Source organism: Parabacteroides goldsteinii (assembly GCF_020091425.1).
GTDB lineage: Bacteria > Bacteroidota > Bacteroidia > Bacteroidales > Tannerellaceae > Parabacteroides > Parabacteroides goldsteinii.
The window spans coordinates 18963-42687 of record NZ_CP081906.1; the positions used below are offsets into that span (position 1 = coordinate 18963).

Annotated in this window: 20 protein-coding genes and 2 tRNA genes; 7 read left to right on the forward strand and 15 right to left on the reverse strand. The window is 43.8% G+C overall.

Annotation, left to right across the window (positions count from 1 at the left end; translation table 11 throughout):
• Window positions 1-50 precede the first annotated feature (50 nt).
• Complete coding sequence (locus K6V26_RS00870; RefSeq protein WP_007654122.1) at window positions 51-275, forward strand: hypothetical protein; 225 nt, start codon at window positions 51-53, stop codon at window positions 273-275.
• Window positions 276-350: 75 nt separating this feature from the next.
• Window positions 351-2408, forward strand: coding sequence for an outer membrane beta-barrel family protein (locus K6V26_RS00875; RefSeq protein WP_224264404.1), 2058 nt, complete (start codon window positions 351-353; stop codon window positions 2406-2408).
• A 38-nt stretch (window positions 2409-2446) separates the two neighbouring features.
• On the opposite strand, the gene K6V26_RS00880 is transcribed toward K6V26_RS00875, so the two are convergent.
• The 7 genes from K6V26_RS00880 to K6V26_RS00910 form a co-directional block, all read right to left on the reverse strand.
• Window positions 2447-3736 carry an NAD(P)/FAD-dependent oxidoreductase gene (locus tag K6V26_RS00880; protein ID WP_224264405.1) on the reverse strand — a complete coding sequence of 430 codons (1290 nt, stop codon included), beginning with the start codon at window positions 3734-3736 and terminating at the stop codon, window positions 2447-2449.
• 99 nt (window positions 3737-3835) lie between these two features.
• A complete protein-coding gene (locus K6V26_RS00885; RefSeq protein WP_224264406.1) occupies window positions 3836-4834 on the reverse strand; it encodes an FAD:protein FMN transferase in 999 nt (332 codons plus the stop codon).
• Between the two features lie 237 nt (window positions 4835-5071).
• Window positions 5072-6025, reverse strand: coding sequence for an N-acetylornithine carbamoyltransferase (locus tag K6V26_RS00890; protein WP_007654116.1), 954 nt, complete (start codon window positions 6023-6025; stop codon window positions 5072-5074).
• A 79-nt stretch (window positions 6026-6104) separates the two neighbouring features.
• Window positions 6105-7352, reverse strand: a complete 1248-nt coding sequence (locus tag K6V26_RS00895) for a glutamate-5-semialdehyde dehydrogenase (protein ID WP_007654113.1) — start codon at window positions 7350-7352, stop codon at window positions 6105-6107.
• Window positions 7353-7485: 133 nt separating this feature from the next.
• Window positions 7486-8571 (reverse strand): glutamate 5-kinase, encoded by a 1086-nt coding sequence (gene proB, locus K6V26_RS00900; RefSeq protein ID WP_195585940.1) that lies wholly within the window; start codon window positions 8569-8571, stop codon window positions 7486-7488.
• 14 nt (window positions 8572-8585) lie between these two features.
• Window positions 8586-10241 carry an AMP-binding protein gene (locus tag K6V26_RS00905; RefSeq protein WP_195585939.1) on the reverse strand — a complete coding sequence of 552 codons (1656 nt, stop codon included), beginning with the start codon at window positions 10239-10241 and terminating at the stop codon, window positions 8586-8588.
• Window positions 10242-10321: 80 nt separating this feature from the next.
• Complete coding sequence (locus K6V26_RS00910; RefSeq protein WP_007654110.1) at window positions 10322-10876, reverse strand: helix-turn-helix domain-containing protein; 555 nt, start codon at window positions 10874-10876, stop codon at window positions 10322-10324.
• 265 nt (window positions 10877-11141) lie between these two features.
• Between K6V26_RS00910 and K6V26_RS00915 the strand changes: the two genes are divergently transcribed.
• Window positions 11142-11591, forward strand: coding sequence for a helix-turn-helix domain-containing protein (locus tag K6V26_RS00915; protein WP_224265887.1), 450 nt, complete (start codon window positions 11142-11144; stop codon window positions 11589-11591).
• 437 nt (window positions 11592-12028) lie between these two features.
• On the opposite strand, the gene K6V26_RS00920 is transcribed toward K6V26_RS00915, so the two are convergent.
• The 4 genes from K6V26_RS00920 to K6V26_RS00935 all read right to left on the reverse strand — a co-directional run bounded on the left by K6V26_RS00920 (window position 12029) and on the right by K6V26_RS00935 (window position 13507).
• A tRNA-Gly gene (locus tag K6V26_RS00920) sits at window positions 12029-12101 on the reverse strand.
• A gap of 26 nt (window positions 12102-12127) precedes the next feature.
• Window positions 12128-12210: transfer RNA gene (locus K6V26_RS00925), tRNA-Tyr, on the reverse strand.
• Window positions 12211-12265: 55 nt separating this feature from the next.
• Window positions 12266-12748, reverse strand: a complete 483-nt coding sequence (gene ribH / locus K6V26_RS00930; protein ID WP_007654108.1) for a 6,7-dimethyl-8-ribityllumazine synthase — start codon at window positions 12746-12748, stop codon at window positions 12266-12268.
• 75 nt (window positions 12749-12823) lie between these two features.
• Window positions 12824-13507, reverse strand: coding sequence for a tetratricopeptide repeat protein (locus tag K6V26_RS00935; RefSeq protein ID WP_007654107.1), 684 nt, complete (start codon window positions 13505-13507; stop codon window positions 12824-12826).
• Between the two features lie 138 nt (window positions 13508-13645).
• Here K6V26_RS00935 and recF point away from each other — a divergent pair, with 138 nt between their 5' ends.
• Together recF and K6V26_RS00945 are read left to right on the forward strand one after the other, a co-directional pair.
• Window positions 13646-14749 (forward strand): DNA replication/repair protein RecF, encoded by a 1104-nt coding sequence (gene recF / locus K6V26_RS00940; protein WP_010800454.1) that lies wholly within the window; start codon window positions 13646-13648, stop codon window positions 14747-14749.
• A complete protein-coding gene (locus K6V26_RS00945) occupies window positions 14746-15039 on the forward strand; it encodes a DUF721 domain-containing protein (RefSeq protein ID WP_007654102.1) in 294 nt (97 codons plus the stop codon). The genes recF and K6V26_RS00945 overlap by 4 nt, the downstream gene beginning before the upstream one ends.
• Here the strand turns inward: K6V26_RS00945 and K6V26_RS00950 are convergent.
• From K6V26_RS00950 to K6V26_RS00965, 4 genes are all read right to left on the reverse strand, one after another.
• Window positions 15029-15514 carry a 5-formyltetrahydrofolate cyclo-ligase gene (locus K6V26_RS00950; RefSeq protein ID WP_262905191.1) on the reverse strand — a complete coding sequence of 162 codons (486 nt, stop codon included), beginning with the start codon at window positions 15512-15514 and terminating at the stop codon, window positions 15029-15031. The genes K6V26_RS00945 and K6V26_RS00950 overlap by 11 nt on opposite strands.
• A complete protein-coding gene (locus K6V26_RS00955) occupies window positions 15507-17228 on the reverse strand; it encodes a S41 family peptidase (RefSeq protein ID WP_010800452.1) in 1722 nt (573 codons plus the stop codon). The genes K6V26_RS00950 and K6V26_RS00955 overlap by 8 nt, the downstream gene beginning before the upstream one ends.
• Before the next feature lie 12 nt (window positions 17229-17240).
• The gene (locus tag K6V26_RS00960) at window positions 17241-17675 is read right to left on the reverse strand and encodes a dCMP deaminase family protein (protein ID WP_007654099.1); all 435 of its coding nucleotides are present in this window, start codon (window positions 17673-17675) and stop codon (window positions 17241-17243) included.
• Window positions 17676-17761: 86 nt separating this feature from the next.
• The gene (locus K6V26_RS00965) at window positions 17762-19837 is read right to left on the reverse strand and encodes a M3 family metallopeptidase (RefSeq protein WP_224264408.1); all 2076 of its coding nucleotides are present in this window, start codon (window positions 19835-19837) and stop codon (window positions 17762-17764) included.
• A gap of 660 nt (window positions 19838-20497) precedes the next feature.
• Between K6V26_RS00965 and K6V26_RS00970 the strand changes: the two genes are divergently transcribed.
• A complete protein-coding gene (locus K6V26_RS00970; protein WP_224264409.1) occupies window positions 20498-22438 on the forward strand; it encodes a glycogen debranching enzyme N-terminal domain-containing protein in 1941 nt (646 codons plus the stop codon).
• A 14-nt stretch (window positions 22439-22452) separates the two neighbouring features.
• Window positions 22453-23721, forward strand: a complete 1269-nt coding sequence (locus tag K6V26_RS00975) for a glycosyltransferase family 4 protein (protein ID WP_010800450.1) — start codon at window positions 22453-22455, stop codon at window positions 23719-23721.
• Window positions 23722-23725 lie beyond the last annotated feature (4 nt).

A 23725-nucleotide genomic window follows, 5' to 3' on the forward strand; every position in this document is an offset into this window, starting at 1 on the left:
CGTTTTACAACAACAAGAAGATATTATAGACCGTTTAAATTAAAGACAAAATGAAAAAGTTAGTTGCATTTGCTGCTATCGTTGCAGCCGTTTCTTTCACATCATGTGGTAACAAATCTGCAGAATCAAATGCTGAAGTAGCTGAAACAGAAACTACAGTAGAAGAAACTACTCCTGCAGTTGTTGAAGAAGAAACAGTAACAGAAGAAGTTGCTCCTGCTGAAGGTGATTCAACTGCTGTTGCTACTGAAACAGAAGCTGCTCCTGCTGAATAATATTCAGTAATCAGTTAAAAGGACAGTCTGTATGCTCAAACATACAGACTTTTTTTGTTTATAACGGTATTTAATATGAAAAGAAATCGAATCATTATCCCAGTTGTCGCATTGTTGAGTCATACGATGTATGCCCAGACCCCGGTTGACATGAATTTGCAGTTGCAGAATGTGGAAATACAGGGTAAACGTATTGCCGGTCTCAATGGCGGTGAGGTTAAACGTCTTCAGGTAGACAAGAACCTGAGCAGTATGACGGGCACGGTGTCCGAAGCCTTCCGGCAAATGCCTTCGCTGGTGACCGATATTGAAGGGGGAGTCACTTATCGCGGGTCGGGTAAAGCAGGGATGCTGATTAATGGTATTCCTTACGGGTTGCTGGAGGAATATAGCGGAGATGTCCTTATCCAGTTGCCTGCTTTATTTTTCAACCGGATATCAATGTCTGCGTTGCCTGATATTTCGCTGGTGCCTGATGGGGATGCCGGTGTACTGAACCTTTCCTCTACTAATTATACAAAATCGGATTCGCCGCTGACGGTGACGTTGGGGGCGGGATTGCAGGAACGGTATAATGCCGGGGCAATCGTAAATCTGCATCCGGGGAAATTTCATATCATTGGGAAATATAACTACCGGAAGGAATACCGCGAACGTTCGTTTGACAAGACGACAAAAACGGATGCCGGTACAACCATAATGAATAATAATGCATCGGCACGTCCGGATGTTCATCTGGCCGACCTGAGTGTGGGGTATGACCTGACTTCAAAAGACTTGCTGACTGTCTACGGATTATATCATTTGATGGATTACAGCCGTTATGGGGGAATCAATAATAAGGTCTTGAATCCGGATGGAAGTGTAAAGAACCAAATGACCCGCCATCGTTATAACGACCAGCGTCAGGATGCTTATGCCTTGGAGGCCCGTTGGAACCATCATTTTTCCAATCCGCAGGATCAGTTAAGTGTAACATTCAACTATAATGACTTCGGTTATGATGAGGACAATTACTATGAAAATGAGAAGCCGGGAACCGGAACTATCCTGAAGAAAGACAATATGTTCATCAATCAGGACAAGCATAATTATTATTTTTCTGCTGCCTTCAGTAAGTTGTTTGCCGATGAATGGTATTTCAAAGCCGGATATATCGGACGTATCAAGGATGAAACTTACAGGACGGAGACAAACGCCATTGGCCTGGATGATAATAACTGGACTCCCGTTGGCAATAAAACATACGATTATTCTTTCAACCGGAATACTCATTTGTTGTACGCCTCGGTCGATAGACGCTGGGACCGCTTCTCTGCCGAAGCCGGTTTACAGGCGGAAGTCAATGCGCAGAAATTCAAAACACAGAAAAGCAATACTCGTTTTCATGTATATCCCCGGGTAAAGTTTTCTTTGCAGACCGGTAACGCGGGTTGTTTGTCATTGAGTTATCTGCAACGCGTGATTCGTCCTAATGGAGCGGATTTGAGTCCTTTCACCAATTATAGTGACCCGACTCATCTGTCACAGGGGAATCCGGATTTGAAGGATGAGTTCATTCATTCATTGGAATTGTCTTATCTGTTGGTTGCAAATCGTTTCCGTTTCTCTCCGGCCATTTATTACCGTAATAAATCGAACCGGATTATGGAAGTGATAAACGAGGAGTCTATCTGGCAGAAAGAGAATATAGGCCACAGCCAGGCATTGGGTTTTGAACTTTCCGGAAACTGGAATCCTATCCGTATCCTGAATATCGGTTTCTCCGGTAATGTGTACAGAGATGAAATTGATGGCAGAACGGTTGGCTATGAGGAGAAGAAGTCAATGGTTTGCACCGACCTGAAAGGAAGTGTGAGTATCTATATCACCCCGACCACGGAGTTTCAGTTGGATGGCTTCTTTATCTCGGACCAACTGACTCCGCAGGGTAAAATCAAAAGCCACAGCAGTGTGAATGCCGGGCTTTCCCAATATTTCATGCATCGTAAACTGCGTGCCAATCTGAGTATCAATAATATCTTTGACGGCCTGGAAGAGACGACCCTTATCGATACAAGTAAAATGCACATGGAGCAAGTACGCAACCGGGATGCACGGGTGACCTGGCTGACATTGACCTATAGTTTGTAATAAACGAAACTATATAGGTGGGAAAGGGGGGCTGAATGTTAACTCTTCCCTACTTTCTTTTTAGGAATATACAATATCAGGCGAATGGACTGGTCGTATGTGAAGTAACTCCATACCCATTCGATCAGTACCATCAGTTTGTTCTTGACACCCAGGATAGAACGGAGGTGTACCCCCATCCAAACCATCCAGGCAATGAATCCTTGCAGCTTTAACTTTTTCAGGTCGGCCACTGCTTTATTGCGTCCAACGGTAGCCAGTGTTCCGAGATTTAGATAATGGAAGGCTTTCAATTCTTTGCTCGATTCCAGCCGTTTGAGGTTGTCGGCAAGCAGGTTACCTTGTTGGATTGCTACCTGGGCTACCTGTGGGTGACCGTTCGGGTAGTCTTCCTCTGTTTGGAAGCAGACATCTCCGATGGCAAAAATGTTTGCTATTCCCGGCATCTGGTTAAATTCATTAACCGTTATTCGTCCGCCGCGGTTCAACGCCTCTTTATCGATATGTTCGAAATGGGTGGCAGTTACTCCGCTAACCCATACGAGTGTTTTGGTGGCGATGGTGGAGTTGTCGTCCAATATCACTTTTCCGTCCTGATAGTCTGTAACGCGTTTGTTGAGTATGATGTTTACTCCCATTCCTTTCAAGAACTTTTCTGCGTTGGCTGATGCTTCAGGCGACATCACTCCGAGTAGCCGGGGAGAACCTTCCACCAGGTAGATATGCATGTCCGACTGTTTCAGGTCCGGATAATCCTTGGGCATAACGAATCTTTTCATCTCGGCCAATACGCCCGATATTTCAACGCCTGTTGCACCGCCACCGACTATAACTACGTTCATTAGTGCTTGCCGTTCCTCCGGGTCGGTACAGATTGTCGCCTTCTCGAAGTTTGAGAGCAGGGTATTCCTGAGTTCGAGAGCTTCCTGGATTGTCTTCATCGGCAGAGCCTTTTCTTCGATGGTCTTGTTGCCGAAGAAGTTGGTGATAGTTCCCGAAGCAATCACCAGATAATCGTAGGTTAATTCACCGATGGATGTTTCAATCAGATTGCGTTCGGTAATGATGGCTTTCACTTCCGCCATCCGGAAATAGAAGTCTTTCTGCTTCTGGAATATCTTCCGGAAAGGAAATATGATTGAGCCCGGTTCCAGTCCGGACGATGCTACCTGATACAACAAAGGCGGGAACTGATGGAAATTGTTTTTGTCTATCAGGACAACCTGGAAATTACTCCCCTTCAGTTTATTGGCCAGCTTTAATCCGCCGAAGCCACCCCCTATGATGACTACGCGTTTCTTATTTGTTTTTGCGATGTTGAAGCCCATGATGTTCTATGTTATGTTTTATAATAGAACAATCGGAGACGGAATATGTTCGGATGGAATAGGGGAAAGGCCTTGATTTATAGGATGAGTTATGAGGGATTATGGCCTCTGAAACAAATACTGTTTAAATCCTTCCGTATAATCCGTGCAATACTTTCCATTCTCATCCGCATAGATAAACATATATTCCAGTTCCGGATGTTGTTGTTGGATTTTGCGGGCTTCTTCGCGGCCCATAGCCATGAAGGCGGTAGCGTAAGCATCGGCGGTCATGCAGTCGGCGGCGATAACGGTTGCGCTGAGGACGGGCTGTCCGGCGGGAGAGCCTGTTCTCGGGTTGATGGTATGGGCGTATTTCTTTCCGTCTTTGATGTAAAAGTTGCGGTAGTCGCCGGAAGTGGCAAGACCGTGGCGTCCGCATAACCGGACGATTTCCTGTACCTCCTGATTGGTGCCCATCGGGTCATCGGATGGTTTGGTGATCCCGACATGCCAGCATTCTCCCCGGGGATTGACACCTTTGGCTGTCGTTTCACCACCTATATCGATCAGGTAGTTTTCGATGCCTTTACTGTCGAAGAGGCGGGCGATGACTTCGCAACAGCATCCGTCTCCCAAAGAGGAGCAATTCAGCAAAAGGCGGGGATCGTCTTTGATAACCTTCCGTCCCTCCAAACGGACTTTCTGATAACCGACAAATGGACGTATGCTGTCTATCATAGCCGGCGTAACACTATCACTCTTGCTGAATCCGAATCCCCAAAGGTTGATAAACGGGGCACAGGTAATATCATAGATGCCATTGGTCTGTCCGGATACTTCCATCGCTTTATTGAAGACTTCGATGAAAAGATCATCGACCTCTATATCTTTGTTTTGGTTTACCTGGGAGATGACGGAGGTAGAATCGAACGGATTGAGGCAATGGTAGTAGCGTTGAAGTTCAGCACTGATTTCATCTTCCAGCGATTCGGTATATTCGAACTTGATTTGATAGGGAGTATGAAGCATGCCGGTTACTTCGTAATACTGTTTCGGCTGATTGCATCCGGTCAGGAGAAAGAATAGGGATAAAGAGAGGAGGTATAGATGTTTCATATATTTGTTAATAATATACTAATGAACCATTAAATAGGTATTCGGGAGGGTTGAAAACAACTACCCTCAAAGGGGAATGTTGTCTACCTGGTAAGTCGACGTTGCCTACCTAGTAGGTAGATGATGCCTACCAAGTAGGTAGACATAGCTTACCAAGTAGGTAGACGTGGTGACTTCCCATAGGTGACATAACCGACCTGCTCCCGTGTCAGGCACGGGGACAGGTTTTCTTTCAGGTTATAACCCCATCAATATCTTCTTCAATACTGTTTGTGCTGAGATTTCCCGGTTGGCTGCTTCGGGGATGACGATGCTTTGCGGGCTTTCGATCACGTCGTCGGTGACGATCATGTTACGACGAACCGGCAGGCAGTGCATGAAATAAGCGTTGTTGGTCAGTGCCATCTTTTCCGTATCGACAGTCCAGGCGCGGTCTTTGCTTAATACCTGGCCATAATTCGGGTCGGTATAGGCAGCCCAGTTCTTGGCATAGATGAAGTCGGCACCTTCGAAGGCCTTCTTTTGATCATATTCTACACGGGCATTGCCGACGAACTTCGGGTCGAGCTCATACCCTTCGGGATGGGTGATGACAAATTCGTAATCGGTTGCATTCATCCATTCGGCGAAACTGTTGGGAACGGCCTGCGGTAAGGCTTTCGGATGAGGCGCCCAGGTCATAACCACCTTCGGACGGGCAGTCTTCTTGTATTCTTCAATCGTAATCAGGTCGGCAAAACTCTGCAACGGGTGGCGGGTAGCCGCTTCCATGCTGAATACCGGACGACCGGAGTACTGGATGAATTCGGAGATAATCTTTTCATTGTAATCGTCCGCCTTGTTTTCGAAACGGGCAAAGGAACGGACACCGATGATATCGCAGTAGCAACCCATGACAGGAATAGCTTCCAGCAAATGTTCAGGTTTGTCACCATCCATGATGACACCACGTTCGGTTTCCAGTTTCCAGGCACCCTGGTTCACGTCGAGCACCATCGTGTTCATCCCCAGGTTCATCGCAGCCTTCTGGGTGGAGAGGCGGGTGCGCAGGCTGGAGTTGAAGAATATCATTAGCAGCGTCTTGTTCTTGCCAAGTTCTGTGAATTGAAAGCGGTCTTTCTTGATCTCGAATGCTTCGTTAAGCGCCTGCTTCAGGTCGCCTACATCTTGTACACAAGTGAAATGTCTCATGTTATTTATCTGTTTATATGAATGGCAAATGTAGTCAATTTAATTGAATGATAACATAGGCTACAAAGGCTGTTTCTTACTACTGTCTGATCTGGCCTTCCCCCTCGATAATATACTTATAGGTAGTCAGCTCCGGCAATGCCATCGGCCCACGGGCATGCAGCTTCTGCGTACTGATACCGATCTCTGCTCCGAATCCGAACTGTGCGCCGTCGGTGAAGGCGGTCGATACGTTTGCATAAACGCAGGCGGCATCTACCTGTTGCTGGAAGATGCGGATAGCTTCTGCCGATTCGCTTACGATACTTTCACTATGTTTTGAACTGTATCGGGCGATGTGCTCCAAGGCTGCGTCGAGACTGGCTACCGTACGGATGCTCATCTTGTAGTCGAGGAACTCGGTACCGAAACTGTCTTCCGTAGCCGGTTGAAGCAGTTCCGATGGATAAGAACCTGCTAGGGAGTTGAAAGCCGGTTGATCGGCGTATATGATTACATGGCTGTCCTTTAACTTATTGCAGATATAGGGCAGGTCGCCGAGCCGGTCTTCATGGATGATCAGGCAATCCAAAGCGTTACATACACTGACACGACGCGTCTTTGCGTTGTTTACGATGGCTTGCCCTTTCTCTTTGTCTCCCTCCTTGTCGAAATAGGTATGGCAGATACCGGCTCCTGTCTCGATTACCGGGACACGGGCATTGTCACGAACGAAGTTAATCAGCGAACTGCTGCCACGGGGTATGATCAGGTCCACCAGTCCGACAGCATTCAGCAGTTCGGTTGTCGCTTCACGGTCAGGTGGCAGCAGGCAACAAACAGCCGGGTTTACGCCATGACGTTCCAGCACCTGATGGATCATACCGACCAGTGCCCGGTTAGAGTCGTCAGCATCTGAACCTCCTTTCAATACACAGGCATTGCCACTCTTGAAACAGAGGGAGAATACATCGAATGTCACGTTGGGACGTGCTTCATAGATCACACCTATTACTCCGAATGGGACGGATACCTTGCGGATAACCATGCCGTTCGGGCGGGTTGTTTCGCTTAATACCTTTCCAAGCGGTGAGGGGAGTGTTGCTACATTTCGCATGTCTCCGGCAATACCTTCCAAACGGTCGGTTGTCAGTTTCAGGCGGTCGTATTTGGGATTGGCCGGGTCCATACGGGAAAGGTCTTTCTCGTTTACTGCGAGCACTTCGGCTTGCCGGTTCATCAATTCGCCGGCTGTATCGGTCAGGATACGGTTTATGGCTTCGTCACTCAGCGTGATCAGCTGGCGTGAAGCGGCAACGGTCTGCTGTAATAGGTTCTTAATAGACATTCTTGATAGTAACTTTTTCCCTCTTGAGAGGGGGCAGGGGGTGTGTAATAATTTGCGTGAATGGCGGAAGATAACACACCCCCTACCCCCTCTCAAGAGGGGAGTGATTACTACCGGTCGCTATGTTTAATCTCTAATCCAGATACAGATAGTCATAATGTACCAACGGTTTTATGTCGCGCTGCCCGATCAGCTTCTTTGCTTCATTGCTGTCGTAACCGGTACAGCCGACACCGAGTTGGATGCCTTCTTCATTGACAATCTTTACGATGTCGTTCTTTTCAAACTCTCCTTTAATGGCTGTGACGCCGACTAATAGAAGGCTTGTTGCACGTGGTCCTGTTAATGCTTCTTCAGTACCTTTGTTGATATGTATCTCTCCTTTGGCAAAGCCTTCGGAGTGGGCGATCCATTTCTTTACGCTGCTGACCGGCTTGGCCGCAGGAATGAAACGGGTACATATTTCCGTACTTCCTTTAACCAACAATTGGGGCAGAATGTTTTCCTTTTTCCCGTTGGCAATAATGACGGTTATACCTTCGTCGGCAACTTTCTGTGCAATACTGCATTTAGTCAGCATGCCACCCCGTCCGAACGAAGACTTACTGGTTTGTACGTATTCGGAAAGGTCCTGTTTCCCGCCGTCTATTTCGCGGATAACGGTAGAGGCAGGATCGGCAGGATTTCCGTTGTAGATGCCGTCGATATTACTCAGGATGATAAGTGCATCCATCCCCATCATGGTGGCGATCAGTCCCGACAGTTCGTCGTTGTCCGTGAACATCAGTTCTGTAACGGATATCGTATCGTTTTCGTTTACGATTGGTATCACGTTATTATCGAGCATCACTTCCATGCAATGTTTCTGGTTGAGATAATGCGTGCGGCTACCGAAATTCTCTTTCGTAGTGAGCACCTGGCCGCAGGCGATCTTATGTTCGCGGAACAGTTCGAAGTAACGGTTGATCAGTTTGGCCTGGCCTACTGCGGAGTAGAGCTGGCGGGCTGAAACGGCATCGAGTTTCTTGCCGGGCTTCACCTCGCTTCTTCCGGAAGCTACCGCTCCCGAAGAGATTAAGACAACTTCAACTCCCTTCCGGTGTAGTTCGGCTACCTGATCGACCAGTGCTGACATGCGGGTGACGTCGAGTGAGCCATCCTTCCTTGTCAGCACATTACTTCCTATCTTTACAGCTATCCGCTTAAACTGATATGCCATCTTTGCGTTCACGGTTATTTATTGTCTTTATCCCTGATCTCCACCCGACGGATTTTACCGCTGATGGTCTTCGGTAACTCATCGACAAATTCCACTACACGCGGATATTTATAAGGAGCCGTCACACGTTTCACGTGATCCTGCAATTCCTTAATCAGGCCTTCGCCTGCCTTTTCTTTATAATCATTAGCCAGTACGATCGTTGCTTTTACTACCTGTCCGCGTATTTCGTCCGGCACACCGGTGATGGCGCATTCTACGACTGCCGGGTGTGTCATCAGGGCACTCTCCACCTCGAACGGGCCGATACGGTAACCGGAACTCTTTATCACATCGTCGGCACGGCCAACAAACCACAAATAGCCGTCTTCATCGCGCCAGGCAACGTCGCCGGTATAATACATGCCGTCGTGCCAGGCTTCGTGAGTCAGTTCGGCATCCCGGTAATATTCTTTGAACAGTCCGATAGGCTTGCCGCTGGTCGTGTGGATCACGATTTGTCCCTGTTCGCCATCTTCCGCACGGGTTCCGTCCGGACGGATCAGGTCGACATCATATTGAGGATTGGGAACACCCATAGAACCGGGTTTCGGTTCCATCCAGGGGAAGGTTGCAACCGTCAGTGTTGTTTCTGTCTGGCCGAATCCTTCCATCAGCTTGATACCTGTCAGCTTATAGAATGCCTCGAATACGGCTGGGTTCAGTGCTTCACCGGCAATCGTACAATATTGTAGGGATGACAGATCGTATTTTGTCATGTCTTCACGGATCAGGAAGCGGAAGATTGTTGGAGGTGCACATAAAGAAGTGATTTTGTAGTCCTGAATCATCTGCAACATATCGGCTGGTGTGAACTTCTCATGATCGTAAACGAAAACAGTCGCACCGGCGATCCATTGTCCGTATAGTTTTCCCCAGACGGCTTTTCCCCATCCTGTATCGGCAATCGTCAGGTGAAGACTGTCGCGGTGCAGGTTATGCCAGAAACTACCGGTCACGATATGTCCCAGAGGATAAGTGAAATCGTGTGCCACCATCTTCGGATTACCTGTCGTGCCCGATGTAAAATACATCAGTGAAATATCGTCATTGCTGTTCGGATGAGATGGACGGATGAATGGGGCCGCATCCTCGATTCCCTTATGGAAATCTTCGAAGCCTTCCGGTATTTCAGGACCGACAGAGACTAATTTCTCGATAGTTGGAGAGTCCGGCATGGCGTCAATAATATGTTTGGTAATGATTTCTTCGCCGGCGCAAACGATCATTTTTATATCGGCTGCGTTATTGCGATAAACAATATCTTTTTTAGTCAGCAGGTGAGTTGCCGGAATGACAACCGCTCCTAACTTATGCAATGCGATAATCGAGAACCAGAATTCGTAACGGCGTTTCAGGATCAACATGACCATATCGCCATGTCCTATCCCCAAAGACTGGAAATAGGCAGCCGTTTGATCGGTGTATTTCTTCAGATCTGCAAATGTGAAATCAATATGTTCGCCCCGGTCGTTTGTCCAGCACAAAGCTTTTTTGTCGGGTTCTTCAGCGGCCCATGCATCTACTACATCATATCCGAAATTAAAGTTCTCGGGTACTTTTATCTTGAAATTCTTTATAAAATCTTCCTGAGACGTAAAAGACGTCTGATCTAAGAATCTTTCTAACATAATTTATTTATTTAACGGACAAGGATAGTTGTTGCTTTTATAATTAATTGTCAGCTCTCGCTTGTCAACTGTCTACTGATTTATAAAATGATTGCCAGGAAACTGACTTTTTCTCCATCCAATGCTTTCATGCCGTGTGGCAGTTCGGAGTTGAAATATATGCTGTCTCCTTCTTCAAGGATCAATTCCTTATTGTTGATCTGCAAAAGCATACGTCCTTTCAGTACGAGGTTGTATTCCTGTCCTGGATGAGAATTCAGATAAATAGGCTCTTCTTCGGATTTCGGGTGAACGGTAACCAGGAACGGATCTGCCTTGCGTCCGGCAAAACCGGCAGCCAACGATTGATACTTGTAAGCCTTGGTACGTTCAACGGCAATACCTTTTCCCTTACGGGTAATAAAGTAAGTGCTCATTTTAGGCTCGTCACCGAACATAAGTGTGGTCAGTTCCACTCCGTATGCCTGTGATATCTGGTGTAAAACACTGACTGAAATATCGACATTGCCGCTTTCCAGTTCCAGATATTGCTCTGTGGTCAGGTTACAGACCTTGGCGATTTCTTCAGGAGCTATCTCCAATGCATCACGAAGACCGGCCAGGCGCTCCGCTATCTGTTTTATCTGTTCGTTCATCTTCTGTAGATCGTTTATAGATTTATGTTGCCCCAAAGTTATAAATAAAAAGCAAAATGACTAGAAAAATGGGGAGTAGAATGTTATTTAGATATTTTCTTTGGATAAGCAAATGTTAAATCCTATATTTGTTTATGTGTAGGGCTTGAATTTGTTATTGTTAACTCTGGATCTAATATATTGATTAAGTTTTTACTATAAGCGATATCAGGTCTGCCCTAAAATATTTAATTAATATAGTAAACTCATGAATCAAAAGATTAAAATGCATTTCTTCGAAATAGAACGTCCGGACTTTTATCTTTTTATATTTATATTGGATAGAATTATACCTCCTCCTAAAATATCAAAGTTTTCAGAGAATACGGAATATATAGAAATATATAATAAGATTCATCACTATGTAGTGACTGAAAAGCATTTCCTGGATAAAGATATAACAGTAGATATCATTGTCCGTCAATGTAACGTTAAGAAAAAGTCATTGAATAAGATTCTTAGGTTGAAAGATGACGTTGCTTTTCATGCATATATAAATAAACAGCGTGTTATTTATGCATCCGCTTTATTATTGGAACCCTCTAATAAGCTGATTGAAGTTGTAGCTTCGGAATCATGCTTTAATAATTCCCGGACATTTGTGCGTAATTTCAAAATAGTATACCATATGACTCCCAGTGAATATCGTCGTTCTCATAGGACAAAAAACTCCTGATTTTATAGCTGAGCAGTCAAAAGAAACAAATAAGAACGATTTTGTCCTATCCATGGATCGTTTTTGTCTTCTTCATGCTTTGTTTTTCTTTGCTTGATCCGTTTTTTTTGTTATTTCTTTGCATCAGAGACAAATGATAAAAATAAAAGGTATTAAAGTATATAGATGCATAGGCATACCTTATCTATGAAAAAGAGAAAGAAGAAGTGATTCTTCTTTGAGTAGTCTGATGAAGACGTTTGTCGGACTACTTTTTCTAGAATACTCGTAGCCTATGATTAAATTTATGTTTTTTCTTTTTATTCATTTGGAGAGGTTGATCAACTTTATTTTTTCATAGTTTTTGATTTAGTAATCAGGTAAGGTCCCGGCTTGTGAAAGTCGGGACTTTTGGTATACAAAAAAAGGATAACCTTTCGATTATCCTTTTTTCAGAGAGCGGAAGACGGGGCTCAAACCCGCGACCCTCAGCTTGGAAGGCTAATGCTCTATCAACTGAGCTACTTCCGCAATTTTTATTGCTTTTGAAATAGTAGTGGGCAGTGATGGATTCGAACCACCGAAGTCGAAAGACAGCTGAGTTACAGTCAGCCCCATTTGGCCACTCTGGTAACTGCCCCTATTATTTTCAATTGCAGTGCAAAGGTACGATTATTTTTGAAACCTGCAAGCGTTTAGTCAGAAAAATGAACCATTTTTAATGCGGTCACTGCTGCTTCATCCCCTTTGTTTCCGTACTTACCGCCTGCACGATCTTCCGATTGCTGCATATTGTCCGTAGTTAACAGACCGAAAATGAATGGGATATCATACATCAGGTTTAGTTCGGTAACACCTTGTGTAACGCCTGAACAAACATAATCAAAATGTGGAGTATCGCCTCTGACAACACAGCCAAGAACGATCACAGCGTTTACATCTTTTGTTTCAGCCATGCGTTTTGCACCAAAAGTCAGTTCGAAACTACCCGGTACACGTTTCACATAGATATTTTCCGGTTTTACACCATGTTTTTCCAGAGTGTTGCAGGCACCTTCCAGTAATTTCTCGGTGATGTGCTTATTCCACTCTGCGACTACAATACCGAACGTCATTTCTGAACCGTCAGGAACACTGTTGAAGTCGTAGTCTGATAAATTTTGATAAGCTGTAGCCATAACTTTCTATTTAAAATAAAAGGATGCCTTTTTTGATGGACATCCTTTTATATAGTTCATATCGTAATGATAATATTATTTTGCAGCAGAAGCACGAGCGATATATTTGTCGATATCGGCAGCTTCCATTGAGTTGAAATATTTTTCTTTGATCGTAGTGTATGCTTTAACTGCATCGCTATATTGTTTCTGGTTTTCGTAAGCAATACCTGCTTTTTTCAGATAAACCGGGCTGATCACTTCGTTGTCTGCTTTCTTAGCAGCTTTTTCGAAATAGCTGATACCTTCTTTTACATTACCCATATTTACATAGCAGTCACCGATCAGGCCGATGATAGCCGGAGAAATCATATTGTCGTCTCCACTGAATGATTTCAGTTTGTCAAGAGCTTTTTCAGTTTCTCCCATCTTGAAATAACAGATACCTGCATAAGCCTTTGCCAGGTTGCCGGAAGCAGTACTTCCATATTGGTCGATGATACCTTCGAATCCGTCAAAGTCAGCGCCATTACCGTTTAAAGCCAGATTGAAAGAATCTTTAGCGAAATACTGTTCTCCTTTAAATATAGCAGCGGCTGCTTTCTTTTCCTGAGGAATCAAATAACCGTGTTTAATTCCTAAAACAGCTCCAACAACGAGTGCGATAGCTATAATTCCGTAAATGATCTTTTTTGAATTGTTTTCAATGAACTGCTCTGATCTTGAAACAATTTCTTCTACTTCTAACTCCGTGTTGGTGTTTTTTTCCTTAGTAGCCATAATGTGTTATAGTTATTTATTATTTTTATCTACTGATTTATGCCAATGGCAATTCAAAGCGCAAAAGTAGTTTTTTTTACTGATATAATCTATACTTAGAAGTATATTTTTTAATTTTGTACGATTAATAAGGTACAGATGATACTCAAAAAGCTTTCTATTCTCAATTATAAAAATATTCTTCAGGCGGAAGTCGCTTTCTCTCCGAAAATGAATTGTTTCTTTGGAAATAATGGGATGGGGAAGACGAACCTGCTGGATGTGATCCACTATCTTTCGTTTTGCAAGAGTCATATCAATACTCCTGATAGTCAGATTATAAATAATGATCAGGATATGTGCGTTATCCAGGGTGAATATGATTACGAGGGGAGAAACGAGGATATATTCTGTGCTATCCGCCGTCGCCAGCGGAAACAGTTCAAACGGAATAAAAAGGAATATGATAAGTTGTCCGAACACATCGGACTCCTGCCTTTGGTTATGGTGTCGCCGGCGGATTCAGATCTGATCCGGGGGGGGAGTGACGAACGCCGCCGCTTTCTGGATCTGATCATTTCGCAACAGGACAAACAATATCTGCATGCCTTGATACAATATAACAAGGCTTTGCTCCAGCGGAATATTCTTTTGAAGAATCAAAATACAGATACATCTCTGTATGAAGTGCTGGAAATGCAATTGGATATGTATGGGCGGATGGTGTTCGAGAAGCGCCAGCTGCTGGTGGAAAGTTTTATTCCTATTTTTAACGAATACTATCAAACTATCTGCCGTTCTACCGAACAGGTCGGATTGGGGTATATATCCCAACTGGCAGACCGGAATCTGGCTGAGTCGCTGGCTGCCAACAGGGAGCGTGACCGTATTCTGGGATATACTTCCAACGGTGTTCATAAAGATGAACTGGAAATGACTTTGAATGAACAATTAATCCGCAGGGCCGGTTCGCAAGGACAAAATAAAACTTATCTGATAGCACTGAAGTTGGCTCAGTTTGCTTTTCTGACCCGGAAAGGACAGACAACTCCTATTTTGCTTTTGGATGATATATTTGATAAACTGGATGCGGCACGAGTGGCTGAGATCATCAAGCTGGTCAGTGGAGATAGTTTCGGGCAGATATTTATTACCGATACCAACCGGAAATACCTGGATGAAATCCTGCAGGCAATGAATCATGATTATGCTTTGTTCAGAGTAGAACAGGGTGAAGTTCAACCGATGGAGGATCAGCCATGAAGCGAAAGAATACACAAGCGATCGGTGAAGTCCTGAGAGATTTCTTTGAAGATAATACGGAACTTTATGAAAAGATTCTGGAAATTCGTGTGGAACGTGCCTGGAAAGAAGTGCTCGGACCGATGGTTATGCAATATACCCGTAATATATATGTACGCGATCATATATTATATGTATCGTTGACTTCTGCTGTCTTGAGAAGTGAGCTGACTTTATGCCGTGAACGGTTGGTGAAGAGTCTGAATGAGTATGCCGGGGCAACCGTTATACACGATATTATTATCCGTTGACAATCTCTTTTTCCGTAATGATCATATCCATTTTCTTATCGAAAGATTCGGTAGGGACTGTGTCTTGTAGCTGAAAATCGAAACATATACCGATTTTGGGTGCTTGCAATGTGGATAACAGTCTGTCGTAATATCCTTTACCGCGTCCCATGCGATTCAGTTGCCGGTCGAAAGCTACACCCGGAACAATGATCAGGTCTATTTCCGATTCATCGACAGTTGTTTCCTGTTCGATAGGTTCCATAATGCCGAAGATGCCCGGTTTAAGGCTGTCAGTACCGTTATAGGGTAACAGGCGGAGATTATCTCCTACAATCAACGGTAGGAGAAGTTGTTTTTTTTCAAACCATTTTTCAAGAAAACCGGCCGTTTGGACTTCGCCGGGTATCGCGTTGTATAAAGCGATACAGGAAGCCTGCCGGAAGAGTTCAGTCTCTTCCAGCCGCTTCATTATTTCTTCGGAAAGATCAAGCAATGTAGTCTTCTTGTACGATTTCTTTAGCGAGGCTATGTATTTTCGGAGTTGTTGCTTGGATTCCTGCAATTCCTTTGTCTGCATCTTTTTTCTCTAATGTAGGAACGGATTTACCTTCGTTTATGATCTGGATAGCACGTAATAACGTAGGATCGTCTTTCAGGAAGATCGGATAGAATCCGGCTTCGTCGAAAAAGTTACGTACGATATATGCCTGCAACTGGCTTTCGATCAGCTTTCCTGATATATTGATCAGATTCGGGCGTTTCTTGATCCCTTTGGTTGCGGCAAAGTTCGTGAAGTCATATAGCAATGGCTGCGATTGCAGATACTTGTACAGATCCTGATAAGTCGTGAACGAAGATAATTTTTCACGATTCTGGTCTGAATATTCAAGTGCATACAGATAAAGTGTGCCACTGTTGACGATACTTGTGAAATACGTTGTAATTCCGCTTGTATCGCGTGGAATAAATATATCCGGCATGATACCGCCACCACCATAGACCGTACGTCCCATCATGGTGTTATATTTTTCCGTATGCGTATTCTTGATACTGTCGGCTGAATCGAATTCACCATGGATGAATCGGTTGTATATATCCTGATCATAATCGGTGGAATTACCCATTTCATAATCTTTTTGGATACTTCTTCCGGAAGGAGTATAATAACGGGCGATTGTCAGGCGGATTTCAGAACCGTCGCTCAGTTTGATCGGTGACTGAACCAATCCTTTTCCATACGTACGGCGTCCGATGATCAATCCACGGTCGTTATCCTGGATCGCTCCGGAGAAAATCTCGCTGGCAGAAGCCGAGAATTCATCTGTCAGGACAACGATCGGAGCCTCTTTGCAAGTGCCGGTTCCGTTTGTATAGACATCGTTACGGGGAAAGGCCTTACCTTCCGTGTAAACGATCAGTCTTCCTTCCGGCATAAATTCGTTGACCATATTGATGGCGGCATCCATATAACCTCCTGTATTTCCACGCAGGTCGATAACGAAAGAACTGCATCCTGCTTCTTTCAGTTTGGCGATAGCTGTAATGAACTCGTTATAAGTTGTCCGGCCGAACTTGCTGACTTTGATATAACCAATGCCTTTACTAACCTCGTAGGAAACATCCACAGAGTTGACCGGAACATCACCGCGTGTAACATCGAAATAAAGCAGTTCCGGTTCACCTCCGCGTTTTACTCCCAGTTTAACGGTGCTGTTTTTGGCTCCGCGCAGCGTACGCATAATTTTTGCCTGGCTGGTGTTATTTCCCGAATAGATCGAGTCGTTGATTGTAATGATACGGTCGAATGGCAATAAACCAGCTTTTTCAGCCGGACCTCCGGAGATAACACTGATCACCAGGATCGTGTCTGTCTGCATATTGAATGATACACCGATACCGCTGAACGACCCTTCGAGGTCTTCATTCACTATTGTCGCGTCTTCGGCAGAAATGTAAACGGAGTGCGGATCCAGTTCACTGAATATTTTAGGTATGGTGCCTTCCACCAGCTTCGCCATATTAACGGTATCGACATATTGTTCGTCGATAATATCGAGTATGGCATTTATTTTATTCCCGCTGGAGAACATACGGCGCTTGCCATGTTGTGTAAGAGAAAGATAATTGTTCCCGATAAAAATTCCGAGAGCAATACTTGCTGCAATGATAACAGGTAACCAGATGGTCAACCTTCTGTTTTTGTCCATAAAAACGTATATTTATTCGTTTATATCAATATAATCTATACTAATACCGGCACGTTGCAATAAATTGCATCCGTCTTCCATCCGGTACTTTTCTGAATATACAACACGCTTAATACCCGATTGGATGATCAGCTTGGCACATTCGATGCAAGGGGCCGAAGTCACATAGATCGTCGCTCCTTTACTGCTGTTTGAAGATGCCGCCACTTTTGTTATTGCATTCGCTTCGGCATGTAACACATAGGGCTTGGTCACATTATTTTCATCTTCACAGACATTCTCAAAACCGGCAGGTGTCCCGTTGTATCCATCGGAAATGATCATTTGGTCCTTAACTATCAGTGCACCGACCTGACGTCGTTTGCAATATGAATTTTCAGCCCAAACGGCAGCCATCCGCAGATAACGTTTATCTAATTCATATTGTTTCTCTGTTTTTTCGCACATTGTTTACCTGATTTTGTACTTATTACTTTAGCTGGCAAAGGTAAATATAATTGATTTAACTATTGTATGTTTAGCTATTTTTTATATCAATTGCTATTTGCTTTCGGTTCAGTCTGTTTGATGCCGTTTCTTATGAGCAGGGCGTCGATGGTCGGCTCCTGTCCGCGAAAGCGTTTATACAGGATTGCCGGGTCTTCGGTTCCTCCTTTTGAAAGGACATTTTCACGGAACGAGCGAGCTGTTTCCCTGTTGAATATGCCTGTGGCTTTGAAGACAGAAAATGCATCAGCATCCAATACTTCCGCCCATTTATATCCGTAATATCCGGCGGCATAGCCTCCGGAAAAGATATGTCCGAAGCTACTGCTCATGAATGTGCCCGGAACTTCCGGTACGATAACGGTCCGTGCCCAAGCCTGTTTTTCAAAGGCGATGACATCTCCCTCAAACGGTTCGTTCTGTGTATGCCATGCCATATCGAGCATGCCGAAACTTAATTGGCGGCAGCAGAAATAGCCGGTGTTGAAGTTGGATGCATCGACTAGCTTCCGGATCAGTTCCTGCGGGATTTTTTCGCCTGTTTCATAATGTACGGCGATCTGGTCGAGAAATTCCTTTTCCGTCAGCCAGTTTTCCATGAGTTGTGAAGGCAGTTCGACAAAGTCGCGATATACATTTGTACCGGACAGGCTGGCGTACTTTCCTTCGGCAAACATTCCGTGCAGGGCATGTCCGAATTCATGTAGAAGCGTATTTACTTCGTCGAAAGTCAGTAAAGACGGTTTAGTCTCCGTTGGACGTGTGAAATTCATGACGATGATAATCTGTGGGCGACTATCGCTTCCGTCGGCTTCGTGATACTGCTCTTTGATACTGTTCATCCAGGCTCCCGATTGTTTTCCGTCGCGCGGATGAAAATCAGTATACAGGATGGAGAGGAATTTACCGTCTGCATCGTATACTTCATAAGCATCTACTTCCGGATGATAAACCGGTATTTCCTTGTTCTCTTTGAATGTGATGCCGTATAGCTGTGTGGCAAGTCCGAACACACCGTTTTTGACATTGTTCAGTTCAAAGTAGGGACGTGTCATTTCATCGTTTACATTAAAACGAATATCTTTCAGTTTTTCTGAATAATAACTCCAGTCCCAGGGCATGACGGTGATATTTTCTTTTTCCATACCCATGGCAAACCCTTGTACTGCATTATATTCGTTGATGGCGACAGGTTTATAGGCATCGAGCAATTGATTCAGCAGGTTATAAACAGTAGCCGGATTTTTAGCCATCGTATGCTTAAGCGAATATTCTGCATAGGTGTTGTAACCCATCAATCTGGCTATCTCCAGGCGAATATTGATGATCTGGCGGATGATCTCTTTATTGTCATATTCGTCTCCCTTGTTCCCTACGCTCATGTATTCCCGGTACATTGTTTCACGCAATTTGCGTGAATCGGCATATCGCATGAATGGGATATAACTCGGTGCAGTCAGGTTAAATAACCAACCCTTTTTCCCTTTTTCTTTGGCACGGAGAGCTGCGGCTTCACAAATACTTTCGGGAAGGCCCGACAAATCTTTCTCATCGGTAAGAAGTAGTTCGTACCTGTTTTTGTCCTTCAATGCATTCTGGTCGAATCTCAGAGATAGTACGCTCAGGTCTGTGCTTAATTTGCGGTATTTCTCTTTGTCTTCCGGATTCAGGTTGGCACCACGAACGGAGAACGATTCAAATGTTTCTTCCAGCAGCTTGGTATCTTCTGTAGAAAGGTTGAGCCTGTCTTTTTGTTCATATACGTTCTTGACACGTGCAAATAGCTTTTCATTCAGAAAGATATTATTAGAGCTTTCCGACAACTTGGGGGAGATTCTTTGTGAGATCTCCATCATTTCGTCGTCGGCTTCCGCATTCAATATATTGAAGAAGGCTGAACTGACTTTGTTCAGCAGTTTACCGCTACGTTCCAGAGCGATGATTGTATTTTCGAAGGTTGCCGGCTGTGTATCGTTGGCAATGGCCTGCACTTCACTATCGAGTCGCTTTATTCCCTCATCGAAAGCCGGTTCGAAATGTTCGTTTTTTATCTCGTTGAAAGGAGGGGTTTCGAAAGGGGTGTTATAACTAAAGAAAAACGGATTATGAGTTGTTTGTGTCATATCTCTTATACATTATATATTATTATAGTCCATATATTGCCGGAAACAACCTGTTTATTTCCGGCACAAAGATGGAAAAAATAGCTGTGCTACAGAATAAATTCCCTCTATATTTCTTAATTGTGTTGCCGATCCAATTGTTTGCCGATAGTTATAAGCATAATAGCCGATAATTATCGACAATTATACCGACAGATGTAAGCAAGCTTACCGATAGCTATCGACAAACAGTTGGATAGGCAACAAATCCTTATTGCATCGGCAATAAAGTCTGTCTGTATCGGTATTTGCCAGCAATTGGTATACTATTGTTTCCCGCTTGTGTTTTTATAACTTTCTGCAGAGGTTTTTTGTTTTCTTCTTACTGTGTGTATTTTTTTCAAAAAGTATGCAGATCTGTTTTTGGGGGTTAGTCTAAGATATTCATAAAGTAGCTTGTTTTGAGTTTTTAACAACTGTTCATGTGTTTGACAACACATGAACGGAAGCTTCTAATTTTCTAAGGAGTTATTTATCAAACGTTTTGGCGTTGTAAAAAAAGTTAGTTTCTAAATAAATATGAAAGCTGATTTGTTTTTTTTGTTTTTAAGTGATACATTTGGTCTGTATATCATATCATTTTCATTATATAAGCATAAACTTAAAACCAAATATAAAATTATGAGTTATCTTAAATTTGACAAGACTCTTATGACAAACCTGGAGGAGTCTCTACCAAGGGAGATTCTTCGTACGAATCGTTCGGGAGCCTATCACTGTACAACTATCGCGGATTGTAATACGCGAAAGTATCATGGATTACTTGTCATTCCGGTGCCAGAACTAGATGATGAAAACCATGTGTTGCTATCATCGTTGGATGAAACGGTTATACAGCATGGGGCTGAATTTAATTTAGGTCTCCATAAGTATCAGGGTGATAACTATAGTCCGAACGGGCATAAATACATCCGTGAATTTGAATGTGAGAAAGTACCGACAACAATCTACAGAGTAGGTGGAGTTGTTTTGAAAAAAGAAAAGCTTTTTGTTCATCATGAAAACCGGATTTTGATTCGGTATACATTGTTGGATGCGCATTCTGCTACAACCTTGCGTTTGCGTCCGTTTTTAGCTTTTCGTAGTGTACGTGAATATACCCATGAGAATTCACAGGCTAGTCGTGAGTATCAGGTTGTCACAAACGGTATTAAGACATGTATGTATCCGGGATATCCCGAATTGTACATGCAGTTAAATAAAAAGAATGAGTTCCATTTTCAACCGGACTGGTATCGTGGTATCGAATATCCGAAAGAACAGGAGAGAGGGTATGATTTCAATGAAGACCTTTATGTTCCCGGGTATTTTGAAGTAGATATCAAAAAAGGTGAAAGCATTGTTTTCTCCGGAGGTGTTTCCGAGACGGGTACACGTGCGTTGAAAAAGACGTTTGAAGAAGAAATGGAAGAGCGTACTCCGCGTGATACATTTAAACATTGTCTGATCAATGCTGCTCATCAATTTCTGAATAAGCAGGGTGACGAGTTTTATATTCTGGCCGGTTATCCCTGGTTTAAGTGCCGTGCCCGCGACATGTTTATATCCTTGCCGGGACTGACGCTGGCTATCAACGAAAAGTCCAAATTTGAGCTTGTGATGGAAACAGCCCGTAAAGCTTTGTATGCTTTCATGAATAATGAACCGAGCCACCTACGGGTTTATGAAATGGATCATCCCGATATTTTACTTTGGGCTGTGTGGTGTATCCAGCAGTATGCTAAGATGGTGTCACGCGATGCATGTCGTGAGAAATATGGTGTATTGTTGGAGGATATCATGGCATTTATTTGCAGTAATAAACATCCTAATCTGTCTTTACTTGACAACGGTTTGTTGTATACTCGCGGAACAGAGAAGGCTGTTACATGGATGAACTCTACAGCTAATGGGCGACCGGTAATACCTCGGACTGGTTTTGTTGTAGAAATTAATACTTTGTGGTATAATGCCCTATGTTTTGTAGGCGAATTGCTAGGTGAGGCAGGAAATGAACAATTAAGTACTGATTTATCTGTTTTGGCTGAAAGAAGCGGTAAGTCGTTTCTCGAAACATTTTTGAACGAGTACGGTTATTTGTTAGATTATGTAGATGGAAATATGATGGACTGGAGTGTCCGTCCTAATATGATATTTGCCGTAGCTTTGGATTATTCTCCTTTGAATGCCAGCCAGAAAAAAGGAGTACTTGATATTGTAACGAAAGAATTACTTACGCCAAAAGGTCTTCGTTCGTTGAGCCCGAAGAGCGGAGGTTATAATCCGAATTATGTAGGGCCTCAGATTCAGCGCGATTATGCCTATCATCAAGGTACTGCATGGCCATGGTTGGCAGGTTTTTATTTCGAAGCTTATCTTCGTATTTATAAAATGAGTGCCTTGGGTTTTATTGAACGCTATTTGATCGGTTATGAAGATGAGATGTCTTCTCACTGTATCGGATCTATTTCTGAACTGTTTGATGGAAATCCTCCTTTCAAAGGACGCGGTGCTGTTTCTTTTGCTATGAATGTGGCAGAAATATTGCGAGTGTTATATTTATTGAGTAAATACAATTATTAATAGGAGGAGCCAATATGAAAGTATTAATGTTTGGATGGGAATTTCCTCCCAAAATATATGGTGGTCTTGCTGTAGCATCCTATGGGATTACAAAAGGATTGAGTTTGCAGGGAGATGTAGAAACGACTTTCTGTCTTCCGAAGCCGACCGGGGAAGAAGAAGGTTTTTTGAATATCATCGGTATGAATCAAGTGCCGATCGTGTGGCGTGATGTCGATTATAACTATGTCAAGTCGCGGTTGCCTCATTATATGACGCCGGAGCAGTATTATGCTTTTCGCGATCATATTTATGCCGACTTTTCTCATATGCATGTCAATGATTTGGGATGTATGGAATTTGCCGGAGGATATCCGGGTAATCTTCATGATGAGATCAATAATTTTTCTATTATAGCCGGAGTTATAGCTCGGCAACAGCAGTTCGATATAATTCATGCGCATGACTGGCTGACTTATCCGGCAGGCGTACATGCGAAGCTGGTAAGTGGAAAACCATTATGTATCCATGTTCATGCGACTGATTTCGACCGTTCACGTGGAAAGGTGAATCCAACCGTGTATGCGATGGAGAAGAACGGTATGGATCATGCTGATTGTATCATGTGTGTATCGGAACTGACTCGTCAGACAGTTATCCGTGAATATCATCAGGATCCCCGTAAATGTTTTGCTATGCACAATGCCGTTTATCCGCTTTCGCAGGAGTTGCTGGATATACCTCGTCCGGAGCATCCGAAAGAAAAAGTGGTTACGTTCCTTGGACGTATCACGATGCAGAAAGGACCGGAATATTTTGTAGAAGCGGCAGCTTTGGTATTGAAACGCTCACGCAATATCCGTTTCGTAATGGCGGGTTCAGGTGATATGTTGAATGCCATGATCAATTTGGCCGCTGAGCGCGGTATTGCCGATCGTTTCCATTTTCCGGGTTTTCAACGTGGCCGCCAGGTGTATGAAGCATATAAAAACAGTGATGTGTTCGTGATGCCTTCCGTTTCCGAGCCATTCGGTATTGCTCCGTTGGAAGCGATGCAGTGCGGAACGCCTTCTATTATCTCAAAGCAGTCCGGATGCGGTGAAATTCTTGATAAAGTGATCAAAACAGATTATTGGGATATCAATGCAATGGCCGATGCTATTTATTCTCTTTGTACGAATGAATCTCTTTTCAAATACCTTCAGGAAGAAGGAAAGAAGGAGGTTGACGGCATTACGTGGGAAAAAGTCGGTTTGCGAATCCGGGCACTTTATGAGGAAGTTTTAAAGAATTACGGTAAATAATAAA